22 protein-coding genes are annotated in these 25,312 nt (G+C 42.0%); 4 read left to right on the top strand and 18 right to left on the bottom strand.

Annotated features, from left to right (window positions below):
- The first annotated feature begins 3 nt into the window (after nucleotides 1-3).
- A complete protein-coding gene (locus tag IEZ33_RS17585) occupies nucleotides 4-846 on the top strand; it encodes a 23S rRNA (adenine(2030)-N(6))-methyltransferase RlmJ (RefSeq protein WP_191601300.1) in 843 nt (280 codons plus the stop codon).
- A gap of 34 nt (nucleotides 847-880) precedes the next feature.
- Nucleotides 881-2,116: a PAS domain-containing protein gene (locus tag IEZ33_RS17590; protein WP_191601301.1), complete on the top strand. Its 1,236-nt coding sequence runs from the start codon at nucleotides 881-883 to the stop codon at nucleotides 2,114-2,116.
- A gap of 105 nt (nucleotides 2,117-2,221) precedes the next feature.
- On the opposite strand, the gene IEZ33_RS17595 is transcribed toward IEZ33_RS17590, so the two are convergent.
- The 5 genes from IEZ33_RS17595 to IEZ33_RS17615 form a co-directional block, all read right to left on the bottom strand.
- On the bottom strand, nucleotides 2,222-2,728 hold the full coding sequence (locus IEZ33_RS17595; RefSeq protein WP_191601302.1) for a dihydrofolate reductase: 507 nt from the start codon (nucleotides 2,726-2,728) through the stop codon (nucleotides 2,222-2,224).
- Nucleotides 2,729-2,759: 31 nt separating this feature from the next.
- Nucleotides 2,760-3,593, bottom strand: coding sequence for a thymidylate synthase (locus IEZ33_RS17600; protein ID WP_191603695.1), 834 nt, complete (start codon nucleotides 3,591-3,593; stop codon nucleotides 2,760-2,762).
- Between the two features lie 68 nt (nucleotides 3,594-3,661).
- Nucleotides 3,662-4,456, bottom strand: coding sequence for a prolipoprotein diacylglyceryl transferase (gene lgt / locus IEZ33_RS17605; protein WP_191601303.1), 795 nt, complete (start codon nucleotides 4,454-4,456; stop codon nucleotides 3,662-3,664).
- Between the two features lie 29 nt (nucleotides 4,457-4,485).
- A complete protein-coding gene (gene ptsP, locus IEZ33_RS17610) occupies nucleotides 4,486-6,777 on the bottom strand; it encodes a phosphoenolpyruvate--protein phosphotransferase (protein ID WP_191601304.1) in 2,292 nt (763 codons plus the stop codon).
- Nucleotides 6,778-6,797: 20 nt separating this feature from the next.
- Entirely contained in the window at nucleotides 6,798-7,301 is a 504-nt protein-coding gene (locus tag IEZ33_RS17615; protein ID WP_191601305.1) for an RNA pyrophosphohydrolase, read from the bottom strand.
- Between the two features lie 134 nt (nucleotides 7,302-7,435).
- Here IEZ33_RS17615 and IEZ33_RS17620 point away from each other — a divergent pair, with 134 nt between their 5' ends.
- Nucleotides 7,436-8,092 (top strand): histidinol-phosphatase, encoded by a 657-nt coding sequence (locus tag IEZ33_RS17620; RefSeq protein WP_191601306.1) that lies wholly within the window; start codon nucleotides 7,436-7,438, stop codon nucleotides 8,090-8,092.
- A gap of 93 nt (nucleotides 8,093-8,185) precedes the next feature.
- On the opposite strand, the gene IEZ33_RS17625 is transcribed toward IEZ33_RS17620, so the two are convergent.
- A complete protein-coding gene (locus IEZ33_RS17625) occupies nucleotides 8,186-9,382 on the bottom strand; it encodes a class I SAM-dependent rRNA methyltransferase (protein WP_191601307.1) in 1,197 nt (398 codons plus the stop codon).
- Between the two features lie 105 nt (nucleotides 9,383-9,487).
- Between IEZ33_RS17625 and IEZ33_RS17630 the strand changes: the two genes are divergently transcribed.
- Nucleotides 9,488-10,354: an HDOD domain-containing protein gene (locus IEZ33_RS17630; protein WP_191601308.1), complete on the top strand. Its 867-nt coding sequence runs from the start codon at nucleotides 9,488-9,490 to the stop codon at nucleotides 10,352-10,354.
- A gap of 22 nt (nucleotides 10,355-10,376) precedes the next feature.
- Here the strand turns inward: IEZ33_RS17630 and IEZ33_RS17635 are convergent, their stop codons facing one another.
- From IEZ33_RS17635 to IEZ33_RS17690, 12 genes are all read right to left on the bottom strand, one after another.
- Nucleotides 10,377-11,447, bottom strand: coding sequence for an ABC transporter ATP-binding protein (locus tag IEZ33_RS17635; protein WP_191601309.1), 1,071 nt, complete (start codon nucleotides 11,445-11,447; stop codon nucleotides 10,377-10,379).
- A 22-nt stretch (nucleotides 11,448-11,469) separates the two neighbouring features.
- Nucleotides 11,470-13,122 (bottom strand): ABC transporter permease, encoded by a 1,653-nt coding sequence (locus IEZ33_RS17640; RefSeq protein WP_191601310.1) that lies wholly within the window; start codon nucleotides 13,120-13,122, stop codon nucleotides 11,470-11,472.
- A gap of 29 nt (nucleotides 13,123-13,151) precedes the next feature.
- Nucleotides 13,152-14,180 carry a Fe(3+) ABC transporter substrate-binding protein gene (locus tag IEZ33_RS17645; RefSeq protein ID WP_191601311.1) on the bottom strand — a complete coding sequence of 343 codons (1,029 nt, stop codon included), beginning with the start codon at nucleotides 14,178-14,180 and terminating at the stop codon, nucleotides 13,152-13,154.
- A gap of 132 nt (nucleotides 14,181-14,312) precedes the next feature.
- Nucleotides 14,313-15,515 carry a UbiH/UbiF/VisC/COQ6 family ubiquinone biosynthesis hydroxylase gene (locus IEZ33_RS17650; RefSeq protein WP_191601312.1) on the bottom strand — a complete coding sequence of 401 codons (1,203 nt, stop codon included), beginning with the start codon at nucleotides 15,513-15,515 and terminating at the stop codon, nucleotides 14,313-14,315.
- Nucleotides 15,516-15,547: 32 nt separating this feature from the next.
- Nucleotides 15,548-16,852: an aminopeptidase P N-terminal domain-containing protein gene (locus tag IEZ33_RS17655; RefSeq protein WP_191601313.1), complete on the bottom strand. Its 1,305-nt coding sequence runs from the start codon at nucleotides 16,850-16,852 to the stop codon at nucleotides 15,548-15,550.
- 38 nt (nucleotides 16,853-16,890) lie between these two features.
- Nucleotides 16,891-17,481, bottom strand: coding sequence for a UPF0149 family protein (locus IEZ33_RS17660; protein ID WP_191601314.1), 591 nt, complete (start codon nucleotides 17,479-17,481; stop codon nucleotides 16,891-16,893).
- An 84-nt stretch (nucleotides 17,482-17,565) separates the two neighbouring features.
- Nucleotides 17,566-18,408 carry a bifunctional methylenetetrahydrofolate dehydrogenase/methenyltetrahydrofolate cyclohydrolase FolD gene (gene folD / locus IEZ33_RS17665; protein ID WP_191601315.1) on the bottom strand — a complete coding sequence of 281 codons (843 nt, stop codon included), beginning with the start codon at nucleotides 18,406-18,408 and terminating at the stop codon, nucleotides 17,566-17,568.
- 84 nt (nucleotides 18,409-18,492) lie between these two features.
- The gene (gene recJ / locus IEZ33_RS17670) at nucleotides 18,493-20,220 is read right to left on the bottom strand and encodes a single-stranded-DNA-specific exonuclease RecJ (RefSeq protein ID WP_191601316.1); all 1,728 of its coding nucleotides are present in this window, start codon (nucleotides 20,218-20,220) and stop codon (nucleotides 18,493-18,495) included.
- A gap of 399 nt (nucleotides 20,221-20,619) precedes the next feature.
- The gene (locus IEZ33_RS17675) at nucleotides 20,620-21,336 is read right to left on the bottom strand and encodes a 16S rRNA (uracil(1498)-N(3))-methyltransferase (protein WP_191601317.1); all 717 of its coding nucleotides are present in this window, start codon (nucleotides 21,334-21,336) and stop codon (nucleotides 20,620-20,622) included.
- A 131-nt stretch (nucleotides 21,337-21,467) separates the two neighbouring features.
- A complete protein-coding gene (gene thrC / locus IEZ33_RS17680; RefSeq protein WP_191601318.1) occupies nucleotides 21,468-22,853 on the bottom strand; it encodes a threonine synthase in 1,386 nt (461 codons plus the stop codon).
- Between the two features lie 9 nt (nucleotides 22,854-22,862).
- Entirely contained in the window at nucleotides 22,863-24,164 is a 1,302-nt protein-coding gene (locus IEZ33_RS17685) for a homoserine dehydrogenase (protein WP_191601319.1), read from the bottom strand.
- 149 nt (nucleotides 24,165-24,313) lie between these two features.
- Nucleotides 24,314-25,033, bottom strand: a complete 720-nt coding sequence (locus tag IEZ33_RS17690; protein WP_191601320.1) for a thioredoxin fold domain-containing protein — start codon at nucleotides 25,031-25,033, stop codon at nucleotides 24,314-24,316.
- Between the last annotated feature and the right edge of the window lie 279 nt (nucleotides 25,034-25,312).

Here is a 25,312-nt window from a genome sequence, read left to right on the forward strand (position 1 = left end):
TACATGCTGAGTTATCGCCATATTTACCATGCAGGCAATCATGCAGACATTTTAAAACACATAATAGTGAGTCAAATCTGTAAACATTTGATCAAGAAAGAAGCGCCTTTTTTCTATCTTGATACACACGCTGGTATTGGAGAATATTCCCTTGAGTCCGCACAAGCACAAAAAAACAAAGAATTTGAATCAGGTATTGCCAAGCTGATTGCGCAACAAAAACTCCCAGAACCTATTGCTGACTTTGTTGATTTAGTAAAATCAATGAACGCGAAAGAGAGCGTATTAACTTATCCTGGCAGCCCGAAAGTCGTTGCATACTATCAACGCTTAAAAGATAAAATGCATTTATGCGAATTACACCCCAACGACTACCCTATTTTAGCAAGCCTCTTCCCAAGCAAACGTAAAGCCAATGTACAAAATGGAGATGGGTTTGCCGCGGTGAAAGCGATGCTACCACCACCACAAAAACGTGGCTTCGTGCTGATGGATCCGCCTTACGAGGTCAAACAAGATTACCACACGGTTGTCGATGCACTTGCAGAAGGTCATAAACGTTTTCCCACTGGCACCTATGCTATATGGTATCCTGTGTTGTCTCGCCAACAAGCGGACAACCTAATTAACTCAGTTGAAGCAACGAAAATCCGTAATATACTGCTGGTTGAGCTACTGATTCGTGACGCAAATACGGAACAAGGCATGAATGGTAGCGGGATGATTTTAGTTAACCCTCCTTGGACTCTCAAGGCAGAAGCAGAGCAGTATTTACCGACATTGCAGACACTGTTAGGTGAGGGTGACGGGGCGAGTTTTCAAGTCCGATGCATTACACCCGAATAACGATTAAATTTTGATTAAGAAGAGGAGAGGTGATATGCAAAATCCAAACGATATATTTAAGTCTGCGTTTGATTTTATGCCAACACCGGCGTTCATTATTGAACGAGTAAGTGGCAACATTGTAGGTTCAAACCAAGGATTTAGAGCGTTATTTGCGAATCAAATTGCATCTCCGCCAGAGCATTGGCTAGCCCTTAGCGCATCCTCTTCTGAACAAGATAATTGGGATTGGTTATCCAATGAAATTGATATGGGTAATATAGATCGTTGCCAAGAAAAAATTCAAATTGGTGACATCGTTATAACCGCTGAGTTAGGCTTTCAATCGGTTGATGACGATCATTACCTGACTTGCGTTTACAGCACAGACTATATGGACCTTTCATCGGCTGAAAATACACTCTTGAAGTTTGCTCTTACTGAGTCCTCCACTGGCTTATGGTTATGGGAAACAGATGGCGACCTGGTTGTTTGCTCTGAATCCATTTCAATCTTACTTGGTGGTAACCCTATGGATTCACCACAATCAACAGAAGAGTGGCATAACTTAGTTCATCCCGATGATGTTCTTAAACTTAAGACCCTTGTGACTGAGCATGTGGCTAATAATGCCGATTACTACGAAGCGGAATACCGCATTAGGAAAGGCGATAACTCGTACATGTGGGTCAAAGAACGTGGACGCACTTATTCAAGAGACAGCAAAGGAAATATCGCTAAAATCATTGGTTTCATGGAGGACATTAGTTCAAGAAAAGAGCTGGAAGAACACCTTCGTAATCAAGCCACTTATGATGAATTAACTGGGTTATTGAATCGAGATGCGGCTATTTCACACTTCAAAAAGCAGCTTGGATTAGCCAAACGCCAATATACACCACTTATTATGGTGAAAATTAATATCGGTGCTGATAATTGTTTAATCGGTCTTTCTAATCAGGCTAAGAATGAAGCGATTCGAACGTCAAGCCAATATATTTATAATCATATTCGTGAAGCCGATGTATTGGCTCGAGTTGAGCCTGAAAAGTTATTGCTACTTCTACCTAATACAGGAGAAAAAGACGCTTTAAAACTCATTTCGAATATTGTGGATTCCGACACAAGATTGACCGTTAATCTATCAGACGGCAGTATTAGAGAGTTGAAACTCTGTGCAGGCGTCGCTATTTTCCCTGAAGATGGAGATACGATAGAAGAGTTAGCCGAAAGCGCTAATCTTGCTGTTGAGTCATGTGCTTCGTCTAACCGTAAAATAGCCTTAAACTAAAAAGAGGCCGTTAGTTGAGGTAACTAACGGCCTCTTTTTAGTGATTATTACATCATAGCCATCGTTAAAAAAACGCGTTTTTTACTTTTACACAAACGTAAAATGCTATCCTTTGAGCTTATCGTATACAACAAAACTGTAATCATACGGGTTTGGCTCTTGTGCTTTAAAGTCTTCTCGTGTGACTTCGTTAAATGACGACCAAGTCACATCAGGAAAGTAAGCATCGCCTTCAACAACATCATGTACATGAGTAATATAAAGACGATCGACCATAGGAAGAATTCTTTGGTAAATTTGAGCCCCCCCTATCACCATTACCTCGTCATGACCTTCAACAAATGCAATATTGTTCCCAAGAGAAATAGCTTCTTCTAACGTCTTCACACAGTCAACTCCAGTAAATTGCCAATCATCTTGACGACTCACGACAATATTTCTTCTTCCTGGTAGCGGCCTTCCAATAGATTCAAACGTTTTACGCCCCATTATAATAGGCTTCCCCATAGTAACGCGTTTAAAGTACTGTAAATCATTCGGTAAATGCCAAGGAAGGGAATTATTAATTCCAATTACCTGATTCTCAGACATAGCAACGATTAAAGACAACATAATTCTTCTCTTATGATTTTTTCGGTATTATTTAAATCGCAATAGGCGCGGATATATGACTCTGAGGTTCATAACCAAGAATTTCAAAATCGTCAAAGCGATAATCAAATATTGAATCTGGCCTGCGCAACATATTGAGTTTCGGCAAGGCAGAAGGCGTTCTCTCAAGCTGTAATTTTGCTTGTTCAATGTGATTCGCATAAAGGTGGCAATCACCGATCGAAAGAACAATTTCTCCTGGCTCTAAGTCACATTGCTGAGCCAGCATATGGGTTAAGAAGGCCAAAGAGGCTGTATTATAAGGGTTTCCAAGAAATAGATCGTTACTGCGAATGTAAAGCGACGCACTTAATTTTCCATCACAAACGTAAAATTGGTATAAGACGTGACAAGGGGGTAACGCCATTAAACCGGCCGCCGCATTCTCCCAAGGTTTTTTGGTTTCGTCTGGTAAACAAGCCACGTTCCAGCCATTGATAATGTGTCTACGACTAGAAGGGTTATTTTTCAATCCTTCTACGAGTGTGGCCACTTGATCGTATACCTTACCGTCTTCTCCTTTCCAATTACGCCACTGAGCACCATAAACAGGGCCAAGTTCGCCCTCATCCGTCGCCCATTCATCCCAGATGCTTACACCATTCTCTTTTAGGTAGCGAATATTTGTCTCACCACTTAAAAACCACAAAAGCTCATGCAAGATACTACGGATATGAAGTTTTTTTGTGGTTAATAAAGGAAAGCCCGCTTGTAGATCATAGCGAACTTGACGGCCAAACACACTGTAAGTGCCGGTGCCAGTTCGATCACCTTTAAATTGTCCGTTGTCTAAAACATCCTGCAAGAGTTGCAGATAAGGAAGCATAAAATCACCTAATAACCTGAGTAAAAATGCTCGTAATTCTAGCATTTCTACTCAGGATTTAGATAAATTTATTTAGCCGTTAAACTCGACTTGTAACCATAAAGGATCAAGGCTACCCCTCCAAACACCATTGGCAAAGATAACAACTGACCTTGAGTTAACCAGTCAAAGGCTAAATAACCAATATGAGCATCAGGCTGGCGGAAAAACTCAACCACAATCCTAAATAAACCATAGAAAAGTAGAAACATACCAGAGACACAATATCTAGGTTTCTGTTTCTGAGAAAAAAACCATAAAATGACAAAAAGTACGATGCCTTCAAGTACAAATTGATACAGCTGAGACGGATGACGTACTAGTTGGCTTGGGTCATTCGGAAATACCATGCCCCAAGAGGCTTCTGTGGCCTTCCCCCAAAGCTCCCCACCAATAAAGTTTCCAACTCGCCCTGCGCCCAACCCAATAGGGACTAAAGGTGCGATAAAGTCTGTCACGTCAATCAGGTGCTTATTATAGCGACGACTAAAGAGTAACATCGCCACTATTACGCCTAATAAGCCGCCGTGGAATGACATTCCGCCTTCCCAAATACGAAATAAGCTTAAGGGGTCGCTTAGTAATCCTTCGAATTGGTAAAACAAGATATAACCAATACGACCACCAAGAATAACGCCCATGGCACCATAAAAAATAACATCACTCATTTGATCTTTGGTCCAGTTGCCGGAGGACAACTTTGCTCTGTAAGTGCCCAGCAAGTACGCACCAGCAAAGCCGATCAAATACATAATTCCATACCAATGCACGGACAGTGGACCAAGAGAAACCGCAATAGGGTCAATATTAGGGTAATCAATCATTATCTTGTATAACCTTTATAATAAAACAACTAGTGCACCGATTGATTGCTTTTACTTGGTTTAACCAAGCGTTCAATATCCGCTTCTCTCATAAGGCGTGTCATCGTTTGAGTCACCGCATCAGCGTGAACCAAGTTCATAACTTGTTCCAGCATTTCATTAGCCTGTTCTACCGTAATGTTTCGTATAACCGCTTTCACCTTAGGCAAACTCGTTGAACTCATAGACAAGGTGTCATAACCCATTGCCATCAATAAAATAGCACCCATTGGATCTCCCGCCATCTCACCACAAACACTTAAACTGATGCCTTCATGCTTCACATCAATCACTATATTAAACAGTGCCCGTAATACAGCAGGATGGAAAGGGCTGTATAAGTCGGCTACTCGTGGGTTGTTTCTATCTACCGCCAGAAGATATTGTGTTAAATCATTGCTGCCCACTGACATAAAGTCGACGATAGCCGCTAATGCTTTAACTTGATACACGGCAGCAGGGACCTCGATCATGACGCCTATTTGAGGCATTTGAACATCATAACCTTCTTCCTTTACCTCCATAAAAGAGCGCCTAATCAATGACTGAGCTTCTTCCACTTCCGCCACATTAGATATCATAGGAAGCATGATTTTAAGATTATGCAGCCCTGCACTGGCCTTAATCATCGCACGTATTTGACCTAAGAATATTTCGGTATGGTCCAATGTGACACGAATGCCACGCCATCCAAGGAATGGATTTTCTTCTTTTATAGAGAAATATGGTAAGGCTTTATCGCCACCAATATCCAACGTCCTCATCGTTACTGGAGCCGGTGCAAAACCTTCAAGCTGTTGCCGGTATATATGCTCTTGCTCTTTTTCAGTTGGAAAACGCTCGCGTACCATAAATGGCACCTCGGTACGGTACAGCCCAATACCTTCTGCTCCACGATCAAGAGACAGTCCTATATCGGCCGATAAACCAGTATTCACAAACAAAGACATGCGATGACCGTCTTTGGTTTCGCAAGGTAAATCCCTAAGCGTCAGGAACTCTTCTTCTAATAGTTTTTGCTCATCAACAACCTGTTGATAACTTTCAATCATTTTCTCTGATGGATTGGTAAATATTCTTCCCGTATAGCCATCGATAATCATGCTTTTTTTATCAAGCTGAGCATAGGGTAAATCCATTGCGCCCATCACGGTGGGGATTCCCATCGCTCTTGCCAAAATGGCGACATGAGAGTTGCCAGACCCTCTAACGGATACAAGCCCTTTAATCATATCTAATGGGATTTCACCTAACATGGAAGCGGTTAGCTCTTCTCCAATCACTATGGCCGGTTCGGAAAAACGGTTCGCAGCATTAGGTGAACTTTCCTGAAGGTGAGATAAAATACGACAACCGAGATCTCGAACATCAGATGCCCTTTCTCGTAAATATGGATCATCCATCATATTAAATTGTGCAATGTGCGCCAGAAAGACTTGACGCAATGCACCCTGAGCCCAATTTCCTGCCTTAATTTTATTCTCGACTTCAATCGCAATGGTGTTGTCATCTAACATTTTTAAATAGACATCAAACAAGGCTCGCTCATCGGAAGAAAGATGCTGGCTAAGACGGCTACTTGCTTGTCTGATGTCTTTTCTAGCGCCTTCTAGCGCCATACGAAACTCTAAAATTTCTTGCTCTGAGTCATCCGTAACTCGATCTGGAATGGCATTTAAATCGGCAGGAGGGTACACAACAACCGCCGTGCCAATGGCAACACCAGAACTACCGGCTATCCCTTTGTAACGCAAATCAGAATGAGCGACTTCGTTTGATTTATTAAAAACCGTCATGGCACCTGTTGCTTCAGCATGAGCAATGATACTGGCTAGCTGAGCCGATAAGGTCATTAAAAAGGCTTCTTCACTTTCATCAAAACGACGTTTTTCCTCGTGCTGTACCACCAATACACCCAGCACCTGACGGTGGTGGATAATCGGTACGCCCAAAAAAGATTGATAGCGCTCTTCTCCTGTTCCTTTTAAAAAATGGAAAGCTGGGTGTTTTTGCGCATCTTCTAAATTGACGGGTTCAGCCCGACGACCAACAAGACTCACTAAGCCCTCATCAGGCTTCAAACTGGCATTACCAGCCACCTCAGCATTTAAGCCACGGGTCGCCATTAACAAATATTCTTTCGAATTGGGATCAACCAGGTAAACTGAGCATACTTCGGCCCTCATTGAGCGCCTTACTCGCCGCACAATAATATCCAATGCGGCAGACAAGGATTCTGCGGCCGCCACTTCTTGTGTAATGCGCCTTAACAAACTTAGCATGGTTCTCCTTTTATTTATCCTCAAGCTACTGACCTATCTACCTTATCTAACCATCTGTGGGCATTAGGAATTAATTCCTTTAATGCACGACGGTAAACATCCTTTTTAAAAGCAACGACCTGACCTAAAGGATACCAATAACTTACCCAACGCCACCCATCAAACTCGGGACATTCTGTCCCATCAACACATACATCAGCATCAGGACAGCGAATAGAAAGCAAAAACCACTTTTGTTTTTGCCCAATACACAAAGGTTTACTATTATGTCGTAACATACGTTTAGGCAAACGATACCTTAACCAGCCACGTGTTTTTCCAACAATTTCTACTTGATGAGGCTCTAAGCCAACTTCTTCTTTCAATTCTCGAAATAGAGCATCTTCGGCGGTTTCATCATTCTTAATACCGCCTTGAGGGAACTGCCAAGCATTTTGACCTATTCGCCTTGCCCATAAAAGTTGGCCTCGCTCGTTCATAAGTATGATGCCTACATTCGGCCTATATCCGTCTGTATCAATCACGAGACACTACCTTAAATCTAAAAAATAATTGAATTCATTGTTCCATAATTCATCTAGCTTAACAATTAACACTGGTGTTATTTCTCTGTAAGGTCATTATACTCCCTCATATTTGTATTAATTGAGGATGAAACGTGACGCTTGCTATATTTGATTTGGATGGGACCCTTTTAGAGGGTGACAGTGATTACAGTTGGGGGCAGTTTTTAGTTGAGCAGAACCTAGTCGACGTTGACTTATATAAAAAAGCCAATGATCGCTTCTATCAGGATTATGTTGCAGGGACACTTAACATTCACGAATACCTTGAGTTCAGTTTAGCGCCGCTAAAGAATTTTTCTGAAAGTGAGCTTGACGCTCTTCATAAGACGTTTGTTGAACAGAAAATTAACCCTATGATCCATCAAAAAGCATTAGATTTAATTGCAGATCATAGAAAAAGAGGTCACTTTTTACTTATTATCACCGCTACAAATCAATTTGTAACGGGCCCAATTAGTAAAATGCTGGGCATGGATGACCTTATCGCACCTATCCCTGAAATTATTGATGGTCGCCACACGGGAAAAATCGTTGGCATACCAAGTTTTCAAGCAGGCAAAGTAACTCGTCTACACAGCTGGTTAAAAGAAACAGGGCACTCACTTGAAGGCAGTTATTTCTACAGTGATTCACATAATGATTTGCCTTTATTAGAACAAGTGGCGTTCCCTGTTGCTGTAGATGCGGACAAAACATTAGCCGATATTGCAATGCAAAAAGGGTGGCCGCACATATCGTTGCGAGACTAGTACGCATTGCGTTCAATAAAAAAGCGCCTTCTTGATCCCTTGTTTATGCTAACAAAGGACAAGAAAGCGCTTTATATTCGCCAGCAACCGATTTTATAAGCCCATATTATTGTGCACACGATAAAACAATGCTTTCAGATATTCCGTTTCATCAATGGATGGATGAACTGGGTGATCTGGTGCTTGTGTACCCCGGTAAATGAGCTGAGAAAAACGCTCTAATGATCGAGTGTTGCTACGAACAATATCATGCAAGCGAGATTCTTCTAAATGCATAGAACATGAACCCGTCACTAAAACGCCACCTTTCGCCACCAATCTTAGCGCCAGTTGGTTTGCTCTATGATAAGCGCCCTCACCCGCTTTAATATCCTTACGACGAGTAATAAAGGCTGGCGGATCCATAACAACCACATCAAAACGTTGTTTGTCCGCAATTAATGACTGCATTGCTTCAAACGCGTCGCCCTGCATTAATGAAGAATGACCTTCATATTGGTTTAATTGTAAGTTAGCCTCTACATGACTTAATGCACTTTCTGATGCATCAATGAAAGTAACATCCGTTGCTCCAGCAGAAGCCGCTTGAACTCCCCAGCCTCCAATATACGAGAAAACATCCAACACTCTTTTGCCATCACAAAACCCTTGCATGGTCTTACGATTTTCACGGTGATCATAAAACCAACCCGTTTTTTGACCGTCCCAAACAGGCACTTGGAACAAGACATCGTTTTCTTGAATAAAGACTTCTCTAGGAACGGTACCATAGACTTCTTCAACACTCGTTTCTAAACCCTCAACTGAGCGCATCTTGCCATCATTTTTCATCAGTATGGCTTCTGGCTTAATGACGTCAATCAAACCATCAATGATGTCTTGTTTTACTCTTTCCATACCGGCTGTAGATATTTGTACAACCAATACATCGCCAAATCGATCCACAACTAATCCAGATAATCCATCTGAATCGCCAAAAACCAAGCGATAATAAGGCCCCTTATAAGCCATTTCACGAAGAGAAAGAGCAATTTTAAGGCGATGAACAATAAGAGATTTATTCAGCACGGTACCCACTTCACGACTAAATAATCGGCCGTAAATCAAAGTATTTGGGTTTACGGTCGCCATACCTAACGCTTTTCCATTCGCTGCCTCGACCACAACCTGATCACCTGCGACGAATTGCTTCAGTGGACTCACATTTGTATCAATCTCATTACTGTAAATCCATTGATGGCCTGCACGCAATCGTCGATCAGCCTGCCCTTTTAGTCGAATTATGCTCAAAATTTTCACCTAAACCTATAAAAGACGCTATTATAATTACTCAACACTTTTTTGCGAATGTTAACGCGAACTTTATTTATTATTTGTTCAATTGAAAGGTCAGGAATGTCTACAGAAATCACCGAATCGCAGCTTCAGCGTATATTGCAAGGAATCAGTATTCCACCACAACCTCAGGTTATGGTGGATCTAAACATGGAACAAGCGATGCCAGACCCAAATATCAATCGTATGGCTGAAATTATTTCACAAGATGTTGGTTTATCCGCTGCTATTTTAAAACTAATCAACTCTTCTTATTATGGCTTACCTAGAAAAGTAACATCCATTCAGCAGGCGGTTATGATGCTGGGAATCGGCAGCCTAACCAATTTAGTCAATGGTCTATCGGTTAAAAGTCAGCTGTCTGATGAGTCGATTCAAGCATTACATGGTTTTTGGGACAATGCGATGGATGTCGCAGCGGTGAGCGCCAGTATAGCGAAACAAATCGGATTTCGCTTTCAAGACGAATGCTACTCCTTAGGTTTGTTTCACAATGCCGGCATCCCTCTGATGATGATGCGTTTTAAAGGTTACTCAAAAGTATTAGAAGAGTCCTATCAAGATCCAAATTTTGAATTAACCAATAATGAAAACAAACGCTTTAAAACGAATCACTCGGTAGTCGGGTATTATTTAGCGAAATCGTGGGTTTTACCAAGAAGCAGCTGCCATGTTATCGCCCACCATCATAGAACTGAAAAATTGTTCCAAGAACGAATAGCGGGTGACAAAAATACGTTAGCTTTTGCCGCTATTTTAAAAATGTCTGAGCACATATCTGGGACTTATAAATTAATAGGCAAAGCATCTGTTGATTATGAATGGGAAAAAATTGGAGAGTATGCGTTAGAACATTTAGAGCTGACCCAATACGATTTTGAAGGCATTATTGAGGCCTGCCATGAACAAGGAATAGGCCTCGGGTAGAGGCCATTTTTCTTTCAGTCAATTAACCCGCTTTAGGAAATAAGACTAAATGATCCAAATTGACTGAAAGACCAATCTCTTGGTCAACACTATGGTTATGATGAGAAGAGGCGAAGCAAAACACGACTTTTCCAGAAGGCAGTTTCACACGATATAAAAAGTGAGACCCTCTAAACCACTTATTCACAATTAATCCTTTAAAGTTGCTGTCATCATCGTGCAAAATATCATCAGGTCTTACCAATAGATCCACTTTTTCACCTGATTCGAAACCATGAAAACCACTTCCTCTGATTTCACCTAAATCCGAATGCACACAATCATCACCACAAACAACAGAGGATAAAAAATCACCATGTCCAATAAAGCTCGCAACAAAACGAGTGCTTGGTCTATGATAAATTTGATAAGCCGTCCCTGTTTGATGGATACAGCCTTCACTCATCACAGACACCTGGTCGGCCATAGCAAATGCTTCAAGCTGATCGTGTGTTACTAAAATAGCGCTCATATTTTCTTGCAATAAAATCTGACGAATTTCTGGTACAAGCTCCTCTCTTAATTTGGTGTCTAAGCCTGAAAAAGGTTCATCCATTAATAATAATCGTGGTTTAGGGGCCATGGCTCTCGCTAGAGCGATGCGTTGTTGCTGACCTCCAGATAAAGAATGAGGATAGCGGTCATCGTAGCCAGATAAGCCAACAAGGTCCAATAAATAGGAGACACGTGAAATTTGCTTTTGCTTGCTCCAATGCTTAATACCAAAAACAATATTTTCGAAAATGGTTAAATGCGGAAACAAGGCGATGTCTTGAAATACCATGCCAAACTTTCTTTGCTCTGGCGGTACTGAATACGTTGTGGATGCCAATAGCTCGCCATCAATATGGACCTCTCCATAAGTCAATGGTTCAAAGCCGGCAATCGCCCGAAGTAAAGTGGACTTACCGCAACCACTCGGTCCCAGTAAACAGCCTATTTCCCCTTCTTTCAAAGAGAAACTTACCTCTTTGATGATCTGTATATCATCATACGAAATTGTCACATTATGAATGGATAATTCGGATACGGCTGACGTAGAAGGAGAAGTCATTAAAATAGATCTCTATATTAATTTAAGTTCGTGAAGCAATAGAACGGCTAAGCAATATAACAGGGATTAGCCCGACCAGCACAATCATCATGGAAGCAGGTGCGGCATCCGCTAAACGCTCATCAGAAGCTAACTCAAATGCCCTCACCGCTAACGTGTTAAAATTAAAAGGTCGTAATATTAACGTCGCTGGTAACTCTTTAAGCACATCAACAAACACAATTAAAAGTGCCGTCAATACCGAGCCGCGTAGTAAAGGAAAATGTATCTCCCTTAAAACACCAACAGGCGTTAAACCAAGTGATCGTCCCGCCATGTCCAAACTTGGTTTGATCTTACCTAAGCCACTTTGCACAGCACCAAGAGAAACCGCCATAAAGCGCACTATATAAGCAAACAACAAAGCAAAAATAGTGCCTGACATTAACAAGCCTATTTTATCTCCTGATAAGGATTTAACCGCATCAATAATTTGATGATCCAACCAAGCAAATGGAATAATCACACCAATCGCAATGATAGTTCCTGGTAGCGCGTACCCAAGACCCGATATAGAAACCGCCGTATTAACAGAACGACTTGGAAATAAGCGACTGGCGTAAGCTAAAACAAGAGCACAAAACACCGTTAATACTGATGCGATAAGAGCCAAAGAAAGGGAGTTCCAAGCCAGTTTATAAAAGCTCTTGTCTAAGCCAATTGAGTCAAAAAAAGCCCAATAAGCCAATTGAAGAACCGGGAACAGAAAACCGAAACAAATGGGTATTAAACAGAATATTAGGGCCAAAATGCCATTACGACCCTTTAATTGAATTTTGCGGCGGCTTGCCTTGCCTAAACCTGATGAATGGTAGCGTATCTTACGCCTTGAGTAACGCTCAAGAACAATAAGTACCGTCACAAAAAACAATAGAGTGGCGGCTAATTGAGAGGCGGCAACAGCATCCCCGAAACCATAAAAAGTACGAAATATACCTGTGGTGAAGGTATTTACGCCAAAGAATTGTACCGTCCCATAATCCGCTAACGTTTCCATCAAGGCTAAGGTGACACCGGCGACAATCGCGGGTCGAGCTAAAGGCAGACCTAACTTAAAAAAAGCGTTACGGTTGCTGTATCCTAAAGTGCGGCTGACTTCTAAAGTATTAGAAGACTGCTCTAAAAAAGCCGATCTTGCCATAAGATAAACATATGGATACAAAACCAGAGAGAGCATAACAACAGCCCCTGGCAAAGAACGAACGGTAAAGAACCAATACTCGCCGTAGCCTAATCCAGTGGTATCTCGAATAAGGGTCTGAATAGGCCCAGCGTAATCAAATAATCCAGTATAGGTATAAGCAATAATGTAAGCGGGAACGGCAAGAGGCAATAAAAGCGCTATTGAAATCCATTTATGGCCAGGAAACACGCACACACTGGTCAGCCATGCCGTAGGCACACCCAATAAAAGCACACCAATTGTGACGCCTCCCATCAAATAAAGGGAGTTTGCAATGTATCCAAAAAGTACAGTGTCTACAAGATGCCCCCAAACGGAGGCATCACCTAATACAACATGACTTAAGATAACCAAAATAGGTAAGGACAAAACGACAGAAAGGGCGATAGAAACGCCCTTTAGCCAACCACTTTCAGATTTAGAGGAAGTGGCAGTAAACACATTATTAGACATGTTTTCTCAACATTTAAACACTTTTACGATTACTTCCAACCAGCAATGTCCATCATCTCAACCGCTCTACGGTTATTTTCACCTAATTTAGTTAAGTTTAATTGATCAGATTTAAACTCGCCATACTTAACCAAGGAAGATGGATAAGGATTGCCTTTTACTACTGGGTATTCATTATTTACTTCTGCGTACCAAGTTTGCGATTTATCAGACAAAAGGTACTCGATTAATTTAACCGCATTTTCCGTATTTTCTGAAGAAGCCGTTACGCCTATGCCACTCACATTTACATGAGCGCCGCGATCACCGCTGCCTTGATTTGGCCAGAACAAACCTAACTTTTCAGCAACCGCCCTGTCTTCCGCTTTTTTGCTATTGACTAAGCGCCCAAAATAATAAGTATTAGCAACCGCAATATCGCACTCACCTGCCGCTACCGCTTTCAATTGATCGGTATCACCACCAACCGGTGGGCGAGCAAAGTTTTTTACCAAGCCGTTAATCCACTCTTGCGTATTAGCTTCCCCATCAATCTCAATCATAGAGGCGACTAAAGACTGGTTATAAATATTACCAGAGGAACGAATACATAATCGACCCTTCCACTTTGGATCAGCTAACCCTTCATATCGAGACAATTCAGCTGGATCAACTCTGTCTTTAGCGTAAAAAATGACTCGTGAACGCTGTGATAATGAATACCAATAGTTCTCAGAGTTTTTTAAATTGCTCGGTACTTTTTCATTTAAAACATCGCTTTGGACTGGCTGCAAAACACCGGCTTCTTTTGCTCTGTGTAAACGTCCAGCATCAACGGTAATAAATAGATCCGCAGGACTGGCATCGCCTTCAACCTGCAGACGTCTTAGAAGCTGATCATCTGACCCTGTAATTAAATTTACGGTTATTCCAGTATCTTCAGTAAAGTTTTCAAGCAATGGTAAAATTAAGGATTCTTGACGAGCGGAATATAAATTAACCTCATCAGACGCCAAAAGTGGTGGTGCCATTAAACTTGTAGCAGCAAGAATAGAAATAGAGCATGCTGTTTTTTTCATAGAATATTCACCTTCAAAAAGTAACCTAAAACAATAGCTAAACTATAAATGAAAACAATTACCATTACTAACCTCTTTTAAGAGTTAACCCATAAAAAAAGGCGCATTCCCCCCTTAAAAGAAATAATTTACTTAAGCTTTACGATGTCCAAAAGCCTTCTCTACCACCAAACGCTTAATCTCTGCATTTTTGTTAATAAAGTTCATGCCAGTATTACGCATTTGTACAATGAGAGGATTTTGAGTGGAATAAAGCCTTTTAAAAGACTCCATACCGGCTGCCATTTGCAAATTATCTAGCATCCTAGCTCTTTGATAACGCCTTAGAATGGTTAATCGACCAATATCATCTTGCCGTTTATGCGCTTTTAATAGGATTTCGACTAAAGCACGAACATCTGAAAACCCAATGTTAGCACCTTGACCTGCTAGAGGGTGTATTGTGTGGGCCGCATCACCAACCAATGCGATTCTCTCTTTAACATATTCCGTGGCATGGCGTTGCGTTAATGGAATCGAAAGTCTTGGAGACAGTTCTGATAACACGGAAAAACGCTCAGAAAGAGCATAACTTAACCGGCGACAAAAATTAGGCTCATCCAACTGACACAATGACTCCGATTCAAGTGGGGGGACAGACCAAACAATTGACGCAATGTGCTTTCCCTCAATACTGGGTAAAGGTAAAAATGCCAAAATACCTTCATCTCCAAACGCTTGCCAAGCGGTATTCTCATGCGAGCGATCAATTTCTATCGTTGCCACAATGGCATGGTGTCCATAATCCCACTCGCGACAAGAAAAACCGGCTTCGCGCCTAACAAATGAATTTGCACCATCCGCAGCCACTATTAACGTGGCCTGAATTTTTTTCCCCGACTTGAGTATGATATCAGAGTGATTTTGTTGTGCATCGAATGCAACAACTTGCTCACCAAAGAACGAATGAAGCTTATCTAAATCCGCATTTTTTTGATTCAACGCATCACTGAGCACTGCATTTTCTACCATGCACCCTAAAGAAGGCACGCCTAAGCTCTCGGCTTGAAATTGAATATCACTCGTACCAAGCCCATCCCAAACGTTCATAGTACGATAATGTAACAATCTCTCTTCTGGTATTCTATGCCAAACACCCGCCGTTTCTAATAAATCTTGAGATGCGGCAGAAATCGCACTCACCCGCGTATCATAATGAGGGGGAGAAGAAAGAGTTGATAGACCAGTCGATGGATCAATTAAAGCAACAGAAACCTTGTTTTGCGCAAGCAGAGACGCGATCAAACGGCCTATCATGCCAGCACCAATCACAGCGACATCATATTGATTTGCCATTACTTCCTTCCCCTTAATGCTGAATAAAACGTTTAGTTACCTGCTATCAGTAATTCTATATCGGCAATTTCTTTTGGTAACCCGTGAGTTAATACATAAGGACCTTGATCCGTAATCACGATATCATCTTCAATACGGATACCAATACCGCGCCACTTGGACTCAACATCCATATTGTCTTTTGATACGTAAATACCAGGTTCCAAAGTCAAAACCATGCCCGCTTGTAATGCTCTTGAATCAGATCCAATTTTGTAAGCGCCAACATCATGCACATCCAAACCCAACCAATGACCCGTATTATGCATATAAAAAGCACGATATGCTTTGTTTTCAATCAAGGTTTGCAGATTACCACTCAATAAACCTAGCGTTAAGAGACCCGCCGTGATGGTTTCCACCGCCGCGTTATGGCACGCTTCGTAAGCTTCTCCAACAGTCAACTTCTCAAAGCCCGCATAGTAAGCCTCAAGGACAACCTGATATAACGCGGCTTGTGCTTCACTAAAACGACCATTAGCAGGAAAGGTACGCGTAATATCTGAGGCATAGCACCCTAATTCACAGCCTGCATCAATTAATACCAGATCGCCATCGTCTATCTGATCTTGATTATTGATGTAATGTAATGTGCATGCATTTGCACCAGACGCCACAATATTGTTATACGCTAATTGACGCGATCCAGACTTCATAAATTGATAATTTAATTCAGCCTCAAGTTGGTATTCCATCATCCCAGGCTTGACCGCTTGCATGGCCGCGCGATGTGCTTGAACGCTGATTTGCGCCGCTTTTTCCATCAAGGCAATTTCTTCCGCACTTTTAATCAAACGCATTTCAGACACAATCGGCGTGAGGTCTCTCAATATGGTAGGTGCAATAGCGCCTGCTCTCGCTCGCTTAGATAAAGTAGAGCGCCACGCCATTACCTTATCCTGTAACACAGTATCCTCTAATGGAAATACGATCTCAGCGGCACCATCGAGAATAGCGAGTGCATCCCCCTCCAAAGCAGACAAAGTTTGAACCTTATTCACGCCGAAAGCATCGGCGGCATCTTCACCATAGCGAAAACCTTCCCATTGCTCTTTTTCAATGTCTTTTGGCAAAGAAAATAAATTCGCTCGTCCTTCTTGATCGATAATTAAGTAAGCGTCGGGCTCAGGAAACCCAGTAAGATAAAAAAACAAACTATTAGGACGAAATTCATACTCACAATCATTATTGCGTGTGCATAAGCCCCCTGTACGTAGTACGGCAACTGACCCTTTAGGTAAAGTAGCCATGACGTGTGCGCGACGTGACTGATAAAGCGTATTTGATAATTTCGTCATAAATTTATCCTGTATTATTCGCTAGAAATAAAACTATTTTAATGGACTAGGTTGCTATTTCTCTGTTCTGCATCTAGCTGAACATCATGATGTTCAGAGTACAACATCATGGCGGATAATCTCGCGTATTCAACTAACTCAGTCAAATCGGCTTCATTATCATTGCTATCTTCCAAGTCTTGCATGTCTGCTTGCATGGACGATACATTGGCAAAATCTCTTAGCACTTGTTTCGTTTCTTCAGAAAGATTTTCTTTTCTACCAGACAGACCATAGCCTGCTAAAAAGCCATGTGACCATTGCGCCAGAGTTAAACCACGCTCACTCAGAGGTGCATCCTCGTCCGCGATCGTTGGAACTAGGCCATAGTCACCATTCTGGAACAAAGTCAGAGTAGCCGTGTACAACTCAACAATCACCCTGCGACTTGCTTCCTCTTTCCATGAACCAATGTCACAAAATTCAACCACCATAGTCAGCCAATCTTCTAAGGGTAAGCGAACACCAGAAGCAAGATAGCCACACAATTGACCATGTAGCTCAGCGGGTGAGGCGCTAATGGACTCGGTAACAAATACATCCGCTAATAGATCAAAATCTAACGCGTCTTTTAATAATTCCGTAGACATGGACAACCTGCTGTTTCAAAATAAAATAGAAAGTGAAAAGCCGCAGTAATAGCGGCTTTTGTTTTATTCGCTAAGCAAAAGACGCTAGCTCAGATGTTTTAGACCCGATTCCAATGTTTGCAGAATCAGGGTATTAATCGTCATCGGACCCACACCACCAGGAACGGGAGTATACGCCGAGGCTCTATCAACTAGAGGAGCAAGCTCAATATCACCGATGCCTCCAGGGTGGTAGCCCGCATCAACAACAACCGCGCCATCCTTGATCCACTCGGCTTTAATGAGCTCAGGTCGACCAACAGCGCCAACAACAACATCGGCTTGCTTAACCAGCTCAGGTAAGTTTTTAGTGCGTGAATGACAAATCGTTACCGTTGCATTCGCGTTCAACATCATCATCGCCATTGGCTTACCTAAAATTGGGCTACGTCCGACAACAACGACATGCTTGCCTTCCAAGTCAATGTCATAGTTTTCCAGCAAGCGCATTATGCCGGCCGGTGTAGCGGCTCCATAAGCAGGCTCTTGCATTGCCATACGACCAAAACCTAAGCAAGTGACACCATCTACGTCTTTATGGGCGGCAATCGCGTCAAAACATTCACGCTCATCAATTTGTGGCGGAACGGGATGTTGTAGCAAGATACCATGAACATCAGGGTTACTGTTTAACGCTTCGATTTGAGACAATAACTCATCCGTCGTAGTGTGCTCAGGCAATTCAATTGCCATGGAGTCCATACCAACGCGACGGCAAGCATTGCCCTTCATTTTAACGTATGTTGCAGAAGCTGGATCGCCACCTACAAGTATAGTCGCCAGAATTGGGGTTCCGCCAGTACGACTTTTCAACTCAGCAACTTGTGCTTTCAAACGCGTTTCAGTTTCGGCGGCACAACGCTTGCCATCAAGAACCAGTGCAGTCATGACAATATAACTCCTGCAAAAAATAAGGTGGATGAATGAGGGATGGACATTATAGCGTAAATATCCCCACAACCGCAGCCACTGTCACTTAATTGCCTCAATATAATCCACTAATAATTGCAAATTCCTTTGACCTCGAAACTCATTAATTTCCAGTTTATACACTAACCGGGCTCTATGAGCCGTATTCGGCCACTCTTGTAAATCGATAAAGAAGGCTATCGCGTCTAATAAAAGCTCCGATTTAGGCTCTTTGATTAACAGTTTTAAATGTTTCTCGCCTACAATTCTCTGCTGTAGAATGTCAAATTCACCGTCGAACACTGGCTCTGGGAAATTCTGTCCCCAAGGCCCACTGCGGCGAATTAATTCCGCAAAACTTAAACTAAAATCTTCCGGCGCTAAATGACCATCCGTTACAATACGAGCTTCCAGTAAATCTTCACTTACACGTTCTGTGACAACGTCATTAAAAGCTTTCGAAAATCGTGGATAATCGTCTTCTTTTATACTCATCCCTGCAGCCATCGCATGCCCCCCAAACTTACTTAATAGATCAGGAGAACGTTTTGCAATAACGTCTAAAGCATCCCGAATATGCAATCCTGGAATAGAGCGAGCAGAGCCCTTAATAATGCCATTATCGGCTTTAGCAAAGGCAATAACGGGGCGGTAACACTTATCTTTCATCCGTGAAGCAAGAATTCCTATGACACCCTGATGCCATTCTTCATCATAAAAACAGACGCCATTTGGGAGATTCGTTTCTTCTAAAAGATCTTGGAGAATAAATTCCGCTTGTGACTTCATATCCGATTCAATACTTTTACGCTCGCGGTTTAATTGATCTAACTTTTGCGCAATCGTTTTTGATTGAATAGTACTTTCACTTAATAAACACTCGATACCAATTGACATGTCGTCCAAGCGCCCTGCTGCATTCAACCTTGGGCCCACTACAAAACCAAGATCGGACGCTTTAATTTGCGTGTAATCTCTCCCACCAATCGTCAACAATTCTAAAATACCAGGTCGCGCAAAACCGGCTTTAATCCTTTGGATACCTTGATAAACAAGAACTCTGTTGTTGGCATCTAACGGCACAACATCCGCCACCGTTCCCAAAGCAACTAAGTCCAAATAATCAGCCATTTTTGGCTCTTTAATATGTTGGGAACTAAACCATTGTCGAGCACTCAACTCCGCCCTCAACATACTCATCAAATAAAAAACAACACCCACACCCGCCATTGCTTTACTAACAAAATCACAACCAACTTGATTGGGGTTAACAATGGCATCGGCATCGGGAATATCATCGCCAGGTAGGTGGTGGTCCGTGACGACGACTTTCATACCTAACGATTTCGCCATAGCCACCCCGTCCATGCTGGAGATGCCGTTATCCACCGTCATTAAAACGTCCGGTTGACGCTGAGCCGCCACGGCCACTATTTCAGGCGTCAACCCATAACCGAACTCAAATCGATTTGGCACTAAGTAGTCAGGGTCAATCGCTCCCATTGCCTCCAGAGCAAGAATCCCAAGTGCGGTACTGGTTGCGCCATCCGCATCAAAATCTCCAACAATGAGAATGCGTTCACCCGCTTCAATTGCATCTGCCAGAATACCCGCCGCCGCCGCCACCCCTTTAAGAGGCTCAGGTCGTAACAACGACTGCAGACGATAACCTAGCTCCTCATCTGACCTGACACCTCGGGAATACAAAATCCTTTGCAGAGTAAGCGGGTATTGCGTTGAGAATGCGACAAATGATGACTCACTTTGGCGCCGCTTAATGTGTTTCTTCATTATTTTTACCGCCTAAGGCCCTAAGGATGAAATCTAAAGCAAGATACGACAACACTACTCTACGATTACAACGCATAAAACTGGCCAAAAAAACGTGATTAATTTGACAAAAGCTCTCGAGAGCTTTAACTTGGATGTCCTACGCAGAGTCTGCAGTTTAGATTGTAGTTTCCTGTGTATACCTCTAGCCCGTATTTCGAGATTTATTTCGACTTGCGGGTTTTTTTATTGGCACTTATTCTATCCAACTCTTATGGTATTAAAAACACTATTTACGGCTCTCGGTTTATTTCTGATCAGCCTTGGTATCCACAATGAAAGCCTTATAGACCTTCTTTTAGGCTCCACTTTTTTTATTTTCTCCGCTTACGACTTATATCGCCGTATCAAAAAACGAAACTAGAGCCCTGCAGGATAAAGTCGAGCTAAAAGGGTTGGCACAACCGTTTCTACTTTTAAAATCCGATCGCCTAGATGAACTTGATCAAAGCCTGCTTCACTCCACTTATCAACTTCAAATTCATTCCACCCGCCTTCTGGACCAATAGCGAGTACAGAGCTCTCTGTCAAAGCAACAGGACAAACATTTGCATTATAAGGGTGAGCTAACAAACAGCGTTTGCCAACCACCATTTGTGGAATCATATCTTCTACAAATGGTTTGAAGCGTGGCATCAATTGCAAAGAAGGCAGCAAAGTATCTTTAGCTTGCTCCAAACCTTCTCTTAAAATTTCTTGTAAGTTTTCATAAGCTAAAACGGGAGATTGCCAATAACTTTTTTCTACTTTCGCTGAATTGACAATCACAATATCCTTAACCCCCATACTGGTTACGTTCAACAAGGTTCTTTTCAACATATTTGGACGAGGTAAGGCTAACACTAGGGTTAAAGGAATTGGCTTAGGCGGGTCTTGATTTAATGATAAGATCCGAATAGCAGCCGCTTCATGACCTAAATATTCTCCATAGCCCATTTTCCCATTGAGCAACCCCATTCGTATGCGCTCACCGGCTTGCATTTTAATAACCTCATGGATATGTTTTGACTGCCTTGAAGTTAATCGCACAAGTTCATCATTAACTCTTTGCTCATTATCAAATAGAACAATATTCAAACTACGTTTCTCATCTAAAATGACACTTTTTATCCAGTCTACACACGACTCTAGCCATAAAAAAACAAACGGCAAGTTACTTTGTCGGTAACTTGCCGTTTGGCAGAGCGTGAGCCGTTTATCGCTTTGATCTACAGCTTTGCTGTAACAAAGTTTTGAACCGCTTTCAAATCATTATCAAGCACATCATAAGACTCTTCTCTTTCGAACAAGTCTTTCATGTGATCAGGCAGAACTGGAGACACACATCCAGCCTTTTCGACCGCTTCAGGGAATTTCACTGGGTGTGCGGTCGCCAAGGTAATCATAGGAATGGATTTATCTTTCCAACAAGCACGAGCCGCATCTAAACCGATCGCCGTGTGCGGATCTAGCAAGTATTGAGTGTCATCGAATACTTGTTTAATCACATCACATGTACGGCTGTCATCCACTTTGTAACTATCAAAATGACGCTTAACAAACGACCAAGCGTCATCATTCAGAGAAACGTCACCGGCATTAAATCGTGTCATCAAATCATCAATTTCAGCACCATCACGGCCATGAGCATCAAACAATAATCGCTCAAAGTTACTCGAAACCATAATATCCATACTAGGGGACAAGGTAACATTCAGCGATTGACGACTCATGTCATTTTCTGAAATCACACGATGAAGAATGTCATTTTGATTCGTTGCAACCACAAGCTGATCAATGGGCAATCCCATCTTTTTCGCCAGATAACCCGCAAAAATATCGCCAAAATTCCCTGTCGGCACAGAAAAAGAAACCTTTCGATCCGGCGCACCAACAGAAAGAGCAGAGGAAAAGTAGTAAACGATTTGAGCCATAATGCGAGCCCAGTTAATCGAATTCACAGCACCAAGCTTAGCGCCCTGTAAAAAGGACTGATCGGCGAAACTGTTTTTAACCATACCTTGGCAATCATCAAAATTACCTTTAACGGCCATATTGAAAACATTGTCATCAATGATCGTCGTCATCTGACGTCGCTGAACTTCCGATACTCTTTCATAAGGATGAAGAATAAAAATTTTCAAATGATCAGAATGGCGACACCCTTCAATAGCGGCTGACCCGGTGTCACCCGATGTGGCGCCTAAAATCACCAATTTTTCTTGGCGTTTTGTCAGCACATAATCCATCAAGCGACCGAGCAACTGCAGAGCAAAATCTTTAAATGCTAGTGTCGGACCACGAAACAACTCAAGGATCCATTCATTTGTATCGGTTTGCACCATTGGTGCAATAGAGGAATGATTGAAGCCTGAGTAAGCATCGTTAATCATCTCTTTAAATGCATCCGCTGGAATATCACCTTCAACAAATGGGTACATTATATTGAATGCTAATTCCTGATAGCTTAGTCCAGACCAAGAAGCAATTTCCTCTCGAGAGAAGGTTGGCAGTGTTTCGGGCACATATAACCCACCATCACTCGCCAATCCTGCCAATAATACATCGCCAAAAGAAAGCGCTGGCGCTTTTCCTCTAGTAGAAATATATTTCATAACCGTTTCCTACACTAAATGCTCTACACGAATACGTTGTACTTTACCTGATATTTCAGATAAAGCTTCAATTTCAGAAATCGCGGCGTTCATATTGCGTTCCTTCACAATGTGGGTCATCACGACCAGAGGAACCAAGTCACTACCTTCTCGTTCTCGCTGAATCAAAGACTCAATACTGATACCATTCTTAGATAAAATTTGAGTAATATTAGCCAATACACCGGCCTTATCTTCAATACTCATATTTAAAAAGTAGCCACTTTCTATTTCTTCAACAGACAGCACCTGTAGATCAGACAAGGAATTTGCTTGGAATGCCAAATGAGGCACACGATTGTCAGGGTCAGCCGTTAACGTTCTTGCCACATCGATCACATCAGCCACAACAGATGAACCCGTTGGCAAACCGCCTGCGCCTGCGCCATAAGTTAATGTTGGACCCACAGCATCTCCTTTAACCATAACAGCGTTCATTACCCCATTCACATTGGCTAACAATTGCTTCTTAGAGATCAACGTTGGGTGCACGCGTAATTCAATTCCCTGCTCTGTACGACGAGAAATACCTAAGTGTTTTATGCTATAGCCAAGATCATTTGCAAAACCAACATCTTCAGCGGTAATGTTGCTAATACCCTCGGTATAGGTTTTTTCGAACTGAAGCGGAATACCGAACGCAATAGAAGCCAATATTGTTAACTTGTGCGCCGCATCAATACCTTCAACATCAAAAGTAGGGTCGGCTTCAGCATAACCTAACGCTTGAGCTTCGGCTAACACATCAGAAAATGGGCGATTTTTTTCACTCATTTCGGTCATGATAAAGTTGCCAGTACCGTTAATAATACCAGCCAACCAATCAATACGGTTCGCCGACAAGCCTTCTCTTAATGTTTTAATAATTGGGATACCACCGGCAACGGCGGCTTCAAACGCAACCATGACCCCTTTTTCTTGCGCTCTAGCAAAAATTTCATTGCCGTGAACCGCAATTAAAGCTTTGTTTGCCGTAACAACATGTTTCCCATTTTCAATGGCTTGCAATACTAACTCTTTGGCCATTGTTGTGCCGCCAATTAGTTCAATCACAATGTCAATTTCAGGATTAGCAACCACATCAAAAATGTCGCGAGTCACATCGACACCCGTTAAGTCACACATATCATTATCACGACGAGCACCCACTTGCTCAATAACAATACTACGACCAACGCGACGTGTAATTTCTTCCGCGTTATTTCGAAGGATATTAAAGCTACCAGAACCTACAGTTCCTAACCCACAAATGCCGACTTTTACCGGTTTCAAAATAGTACCCCACAGAAATTCATAAAAAATAATTCAAATTGATTGAATCTCAAACAAATTGATTAAAAACATTATACCGTCAGTAAAGTCAAAACCTAAAGCCGAGTTACCCTGATAAAGCCAACTTATTAGATTATTTTAAGCTTTATTTATAAACCAAGCTCTTTAGCCAGTTCATCGGCCGGCAAATAACCCGGAATAAACTTGCCATTGTTTAATATAATACTTGGTGTTCCACGAACCCCAACCGCTTTACCTAGCTGATATTGCTGAGCGACTGGATTAGTGCAATTGGATTGAGGGACCACTTTTCCAAGCTTGGCTTCTGTCATCCACTTCTGCGGATCATCAGAACACCAAATGCTAACCAATTTTGCGTGCGCTTCAGAGCCAGTACCAGCACGAGGAAAACCTAAATAACGAACAGTAATGCCCATCTCATTTAACTTAGGCACCTCTTTATGCAGCATACGGCAATACCCACAATCCACATCGGTAAAAACGGAAATATGCGCTTTTTCTTCACCTTTAGCCGCATAAACCACCATGTTATCAAGTGGCATACTCTCAACCTGTTGCAACTGTGCTAATTCAGTTTCATTGGTAATACCATCACTTTCAATACGGTAAACATCTCCAGCAATAAAAGACTTACCGTCGGCGCTCACATGCAACACAGGGCCGCCATCCAAAGAAACAACATATAACCCCGTGCCTTTGTGCAATTCAATCGATTGAATAGCGTATTGAGGTATTGCCGCTTGAATAGAGGAACGAACAAGATCTTCTGGCGCAGAAAATACAGAAGTGGACACGACAGCCGCGCCCAAAATAAGCATCGAGTATGCTTTTGAGATTAGGTATTTCATAAACGTCCTATTTTAAAACAAAAGTTAGGTATCATTAGGCCATAAAATAAGAAGTAAGTTCCATAAAAAAGGCCAACTAAGCTGATTTATATAATTTTATAAGCACAAAAATAATGAGAAAATGATTCATTGAGAACAATACAAAACAGATAAGCGAGCGAACCGATACGTTACTCACCGTTGTAACCATTCCGCCTAGCTTCACGACTACAATCAACATTGAACTAAAAAATGAAACCAGCGAAAAAGTCACTTAAGTTTAAATGAAATTGAAATTAT

Source organism: Marinomonas algicola (genome assembly GCF_014805825.1).
GTDB lineage: Bacteria > Pseudomonadota > Gammaproteobacteria > Pseudomonadales > Marinomonadaceae > Marinomonas > Marinomonas algicola.

Excerpts from the sequence above, each read along its gene's own strand:
- IEZ33_RS17585 (WP_191601300.1), top strand. The coding sequence starts at position 4 with ATGCTGAGTTATCGCCATATTTACCATGCAGGCAATCATGCAGACATT.
- IEZ33_RS17590 (WP_191601301.1), top strand. The coding sequence starts at position 881 with ATGCAAAATCCAAACGATATATTTAAGTCTGCGTTTGATTTTATGCCA.
- IEZ33_RS17595 (WP_191601302.1), bottom strand. The coding sequence starts at position 2,728 with ATGTTGTCTTTAATCGTTGCTATGTCTGAGAATCAGGTAATTGGAATT.
- IEZ33_RS17600 (WP_191603695.1), bottom strand. The coding sequence starts at position 3,593 with ATGCTTCCTTATCTGCAACTCTTGCAGGATGTTTTAGACAACGGACAA.
- lgt (WP_191601303.1), bottom strand. The coding sequence starts at position 4,456 with ATGATTGATTACCCTAATATTGACCCTATTGCGGTTTCTCTTGGTCCA.
- ptsP (WP_191601304.1), bottom strand. The coding sequence starts at position 6,777 with ATGCTAAGTTTGTTAAGGCGCATTACACAAGAAGTGGCGGCCGCAGAA.
- IEZ33_RS17630 (WP_191601308.1), top strand. The coding sequence starts at position 9,488 with ATGTCTACAGAAATCACCGAATCGCAGCTTCAGCGTATATTGCAAGGA.
- IEZ33_RS17635 (WP_191601309.1), bottom strand. The coding sequence starts at position 11,447 with ATGACTTCTCCTTCTACGTCAGCCGTATCCGAATTATCCATTCATAAT.
- IEZ33_RS17640 (WP_191601310.1), bottom strand. The coding sequence starts at position 13,122 with ATGTCTAATAATGTGTTTACTGCCACTTCCTCTAAATCTGAAAGTGGT.
- IEZ33_RS17645 (WP_191601311.1), bottom strand. The coding sequence starts at position 14,180 with ATGAAAAAAACAGCATGCTCTATTTCTATTCTTGCTGCTACAAGTTTA.
- IEZ33_RS17650 (WP_191601312.1), bottom strand. The coding sequence starts at position 15,515 with ATGGCAAATCAATATGATGTCGCTGTGATTGGTGCTGGCATGATAGGC.
- IEZ33_RS17655 (WP_191601313.1), bottom strand. The coding sequence starts at position 16,852 with ATGACGAAATTATCAAATACGCTTTATCAGTCACGTCGCGCACACGTC.
- IEZ33_RS17660 (WP_191601314.1), bottom strand. The coding sequence starts at position 17,481 with ATGTCTACGGAATTATTAAAAGACGCGTTAGATTTTGATCTATTAGCG.
- folD (WP_191601315.1), bottom strand. The coding sequence starts at position 18,408 with ATGACTGCACTGGTTCTTGATGGCAAGCGTTGTGCCGCCGAAACTGAA.
- recJ (WP_191601316.1), bottom strand. The coding sequence starts at position 20,220 with ATGAAGAAACACATTAAGCGGCGCCAAAGTGAGTCATCATTTGTCGCA.
- thrC (WP_191601318.1), bottom strand. The coding sequence starts at position 22,853 with ATGAAATATATTTCTACTAGAGGAAAAGCGCCAGCGCTTTCTTTTGGC.
- IEZ33_RS17690 (WP_191601320.1), bottom strand. The coding sequence starts at position 25,033 with ATGAAATACCTAATCTCAAAAGCATACTCGATGCTTATTTTGGGCGCG.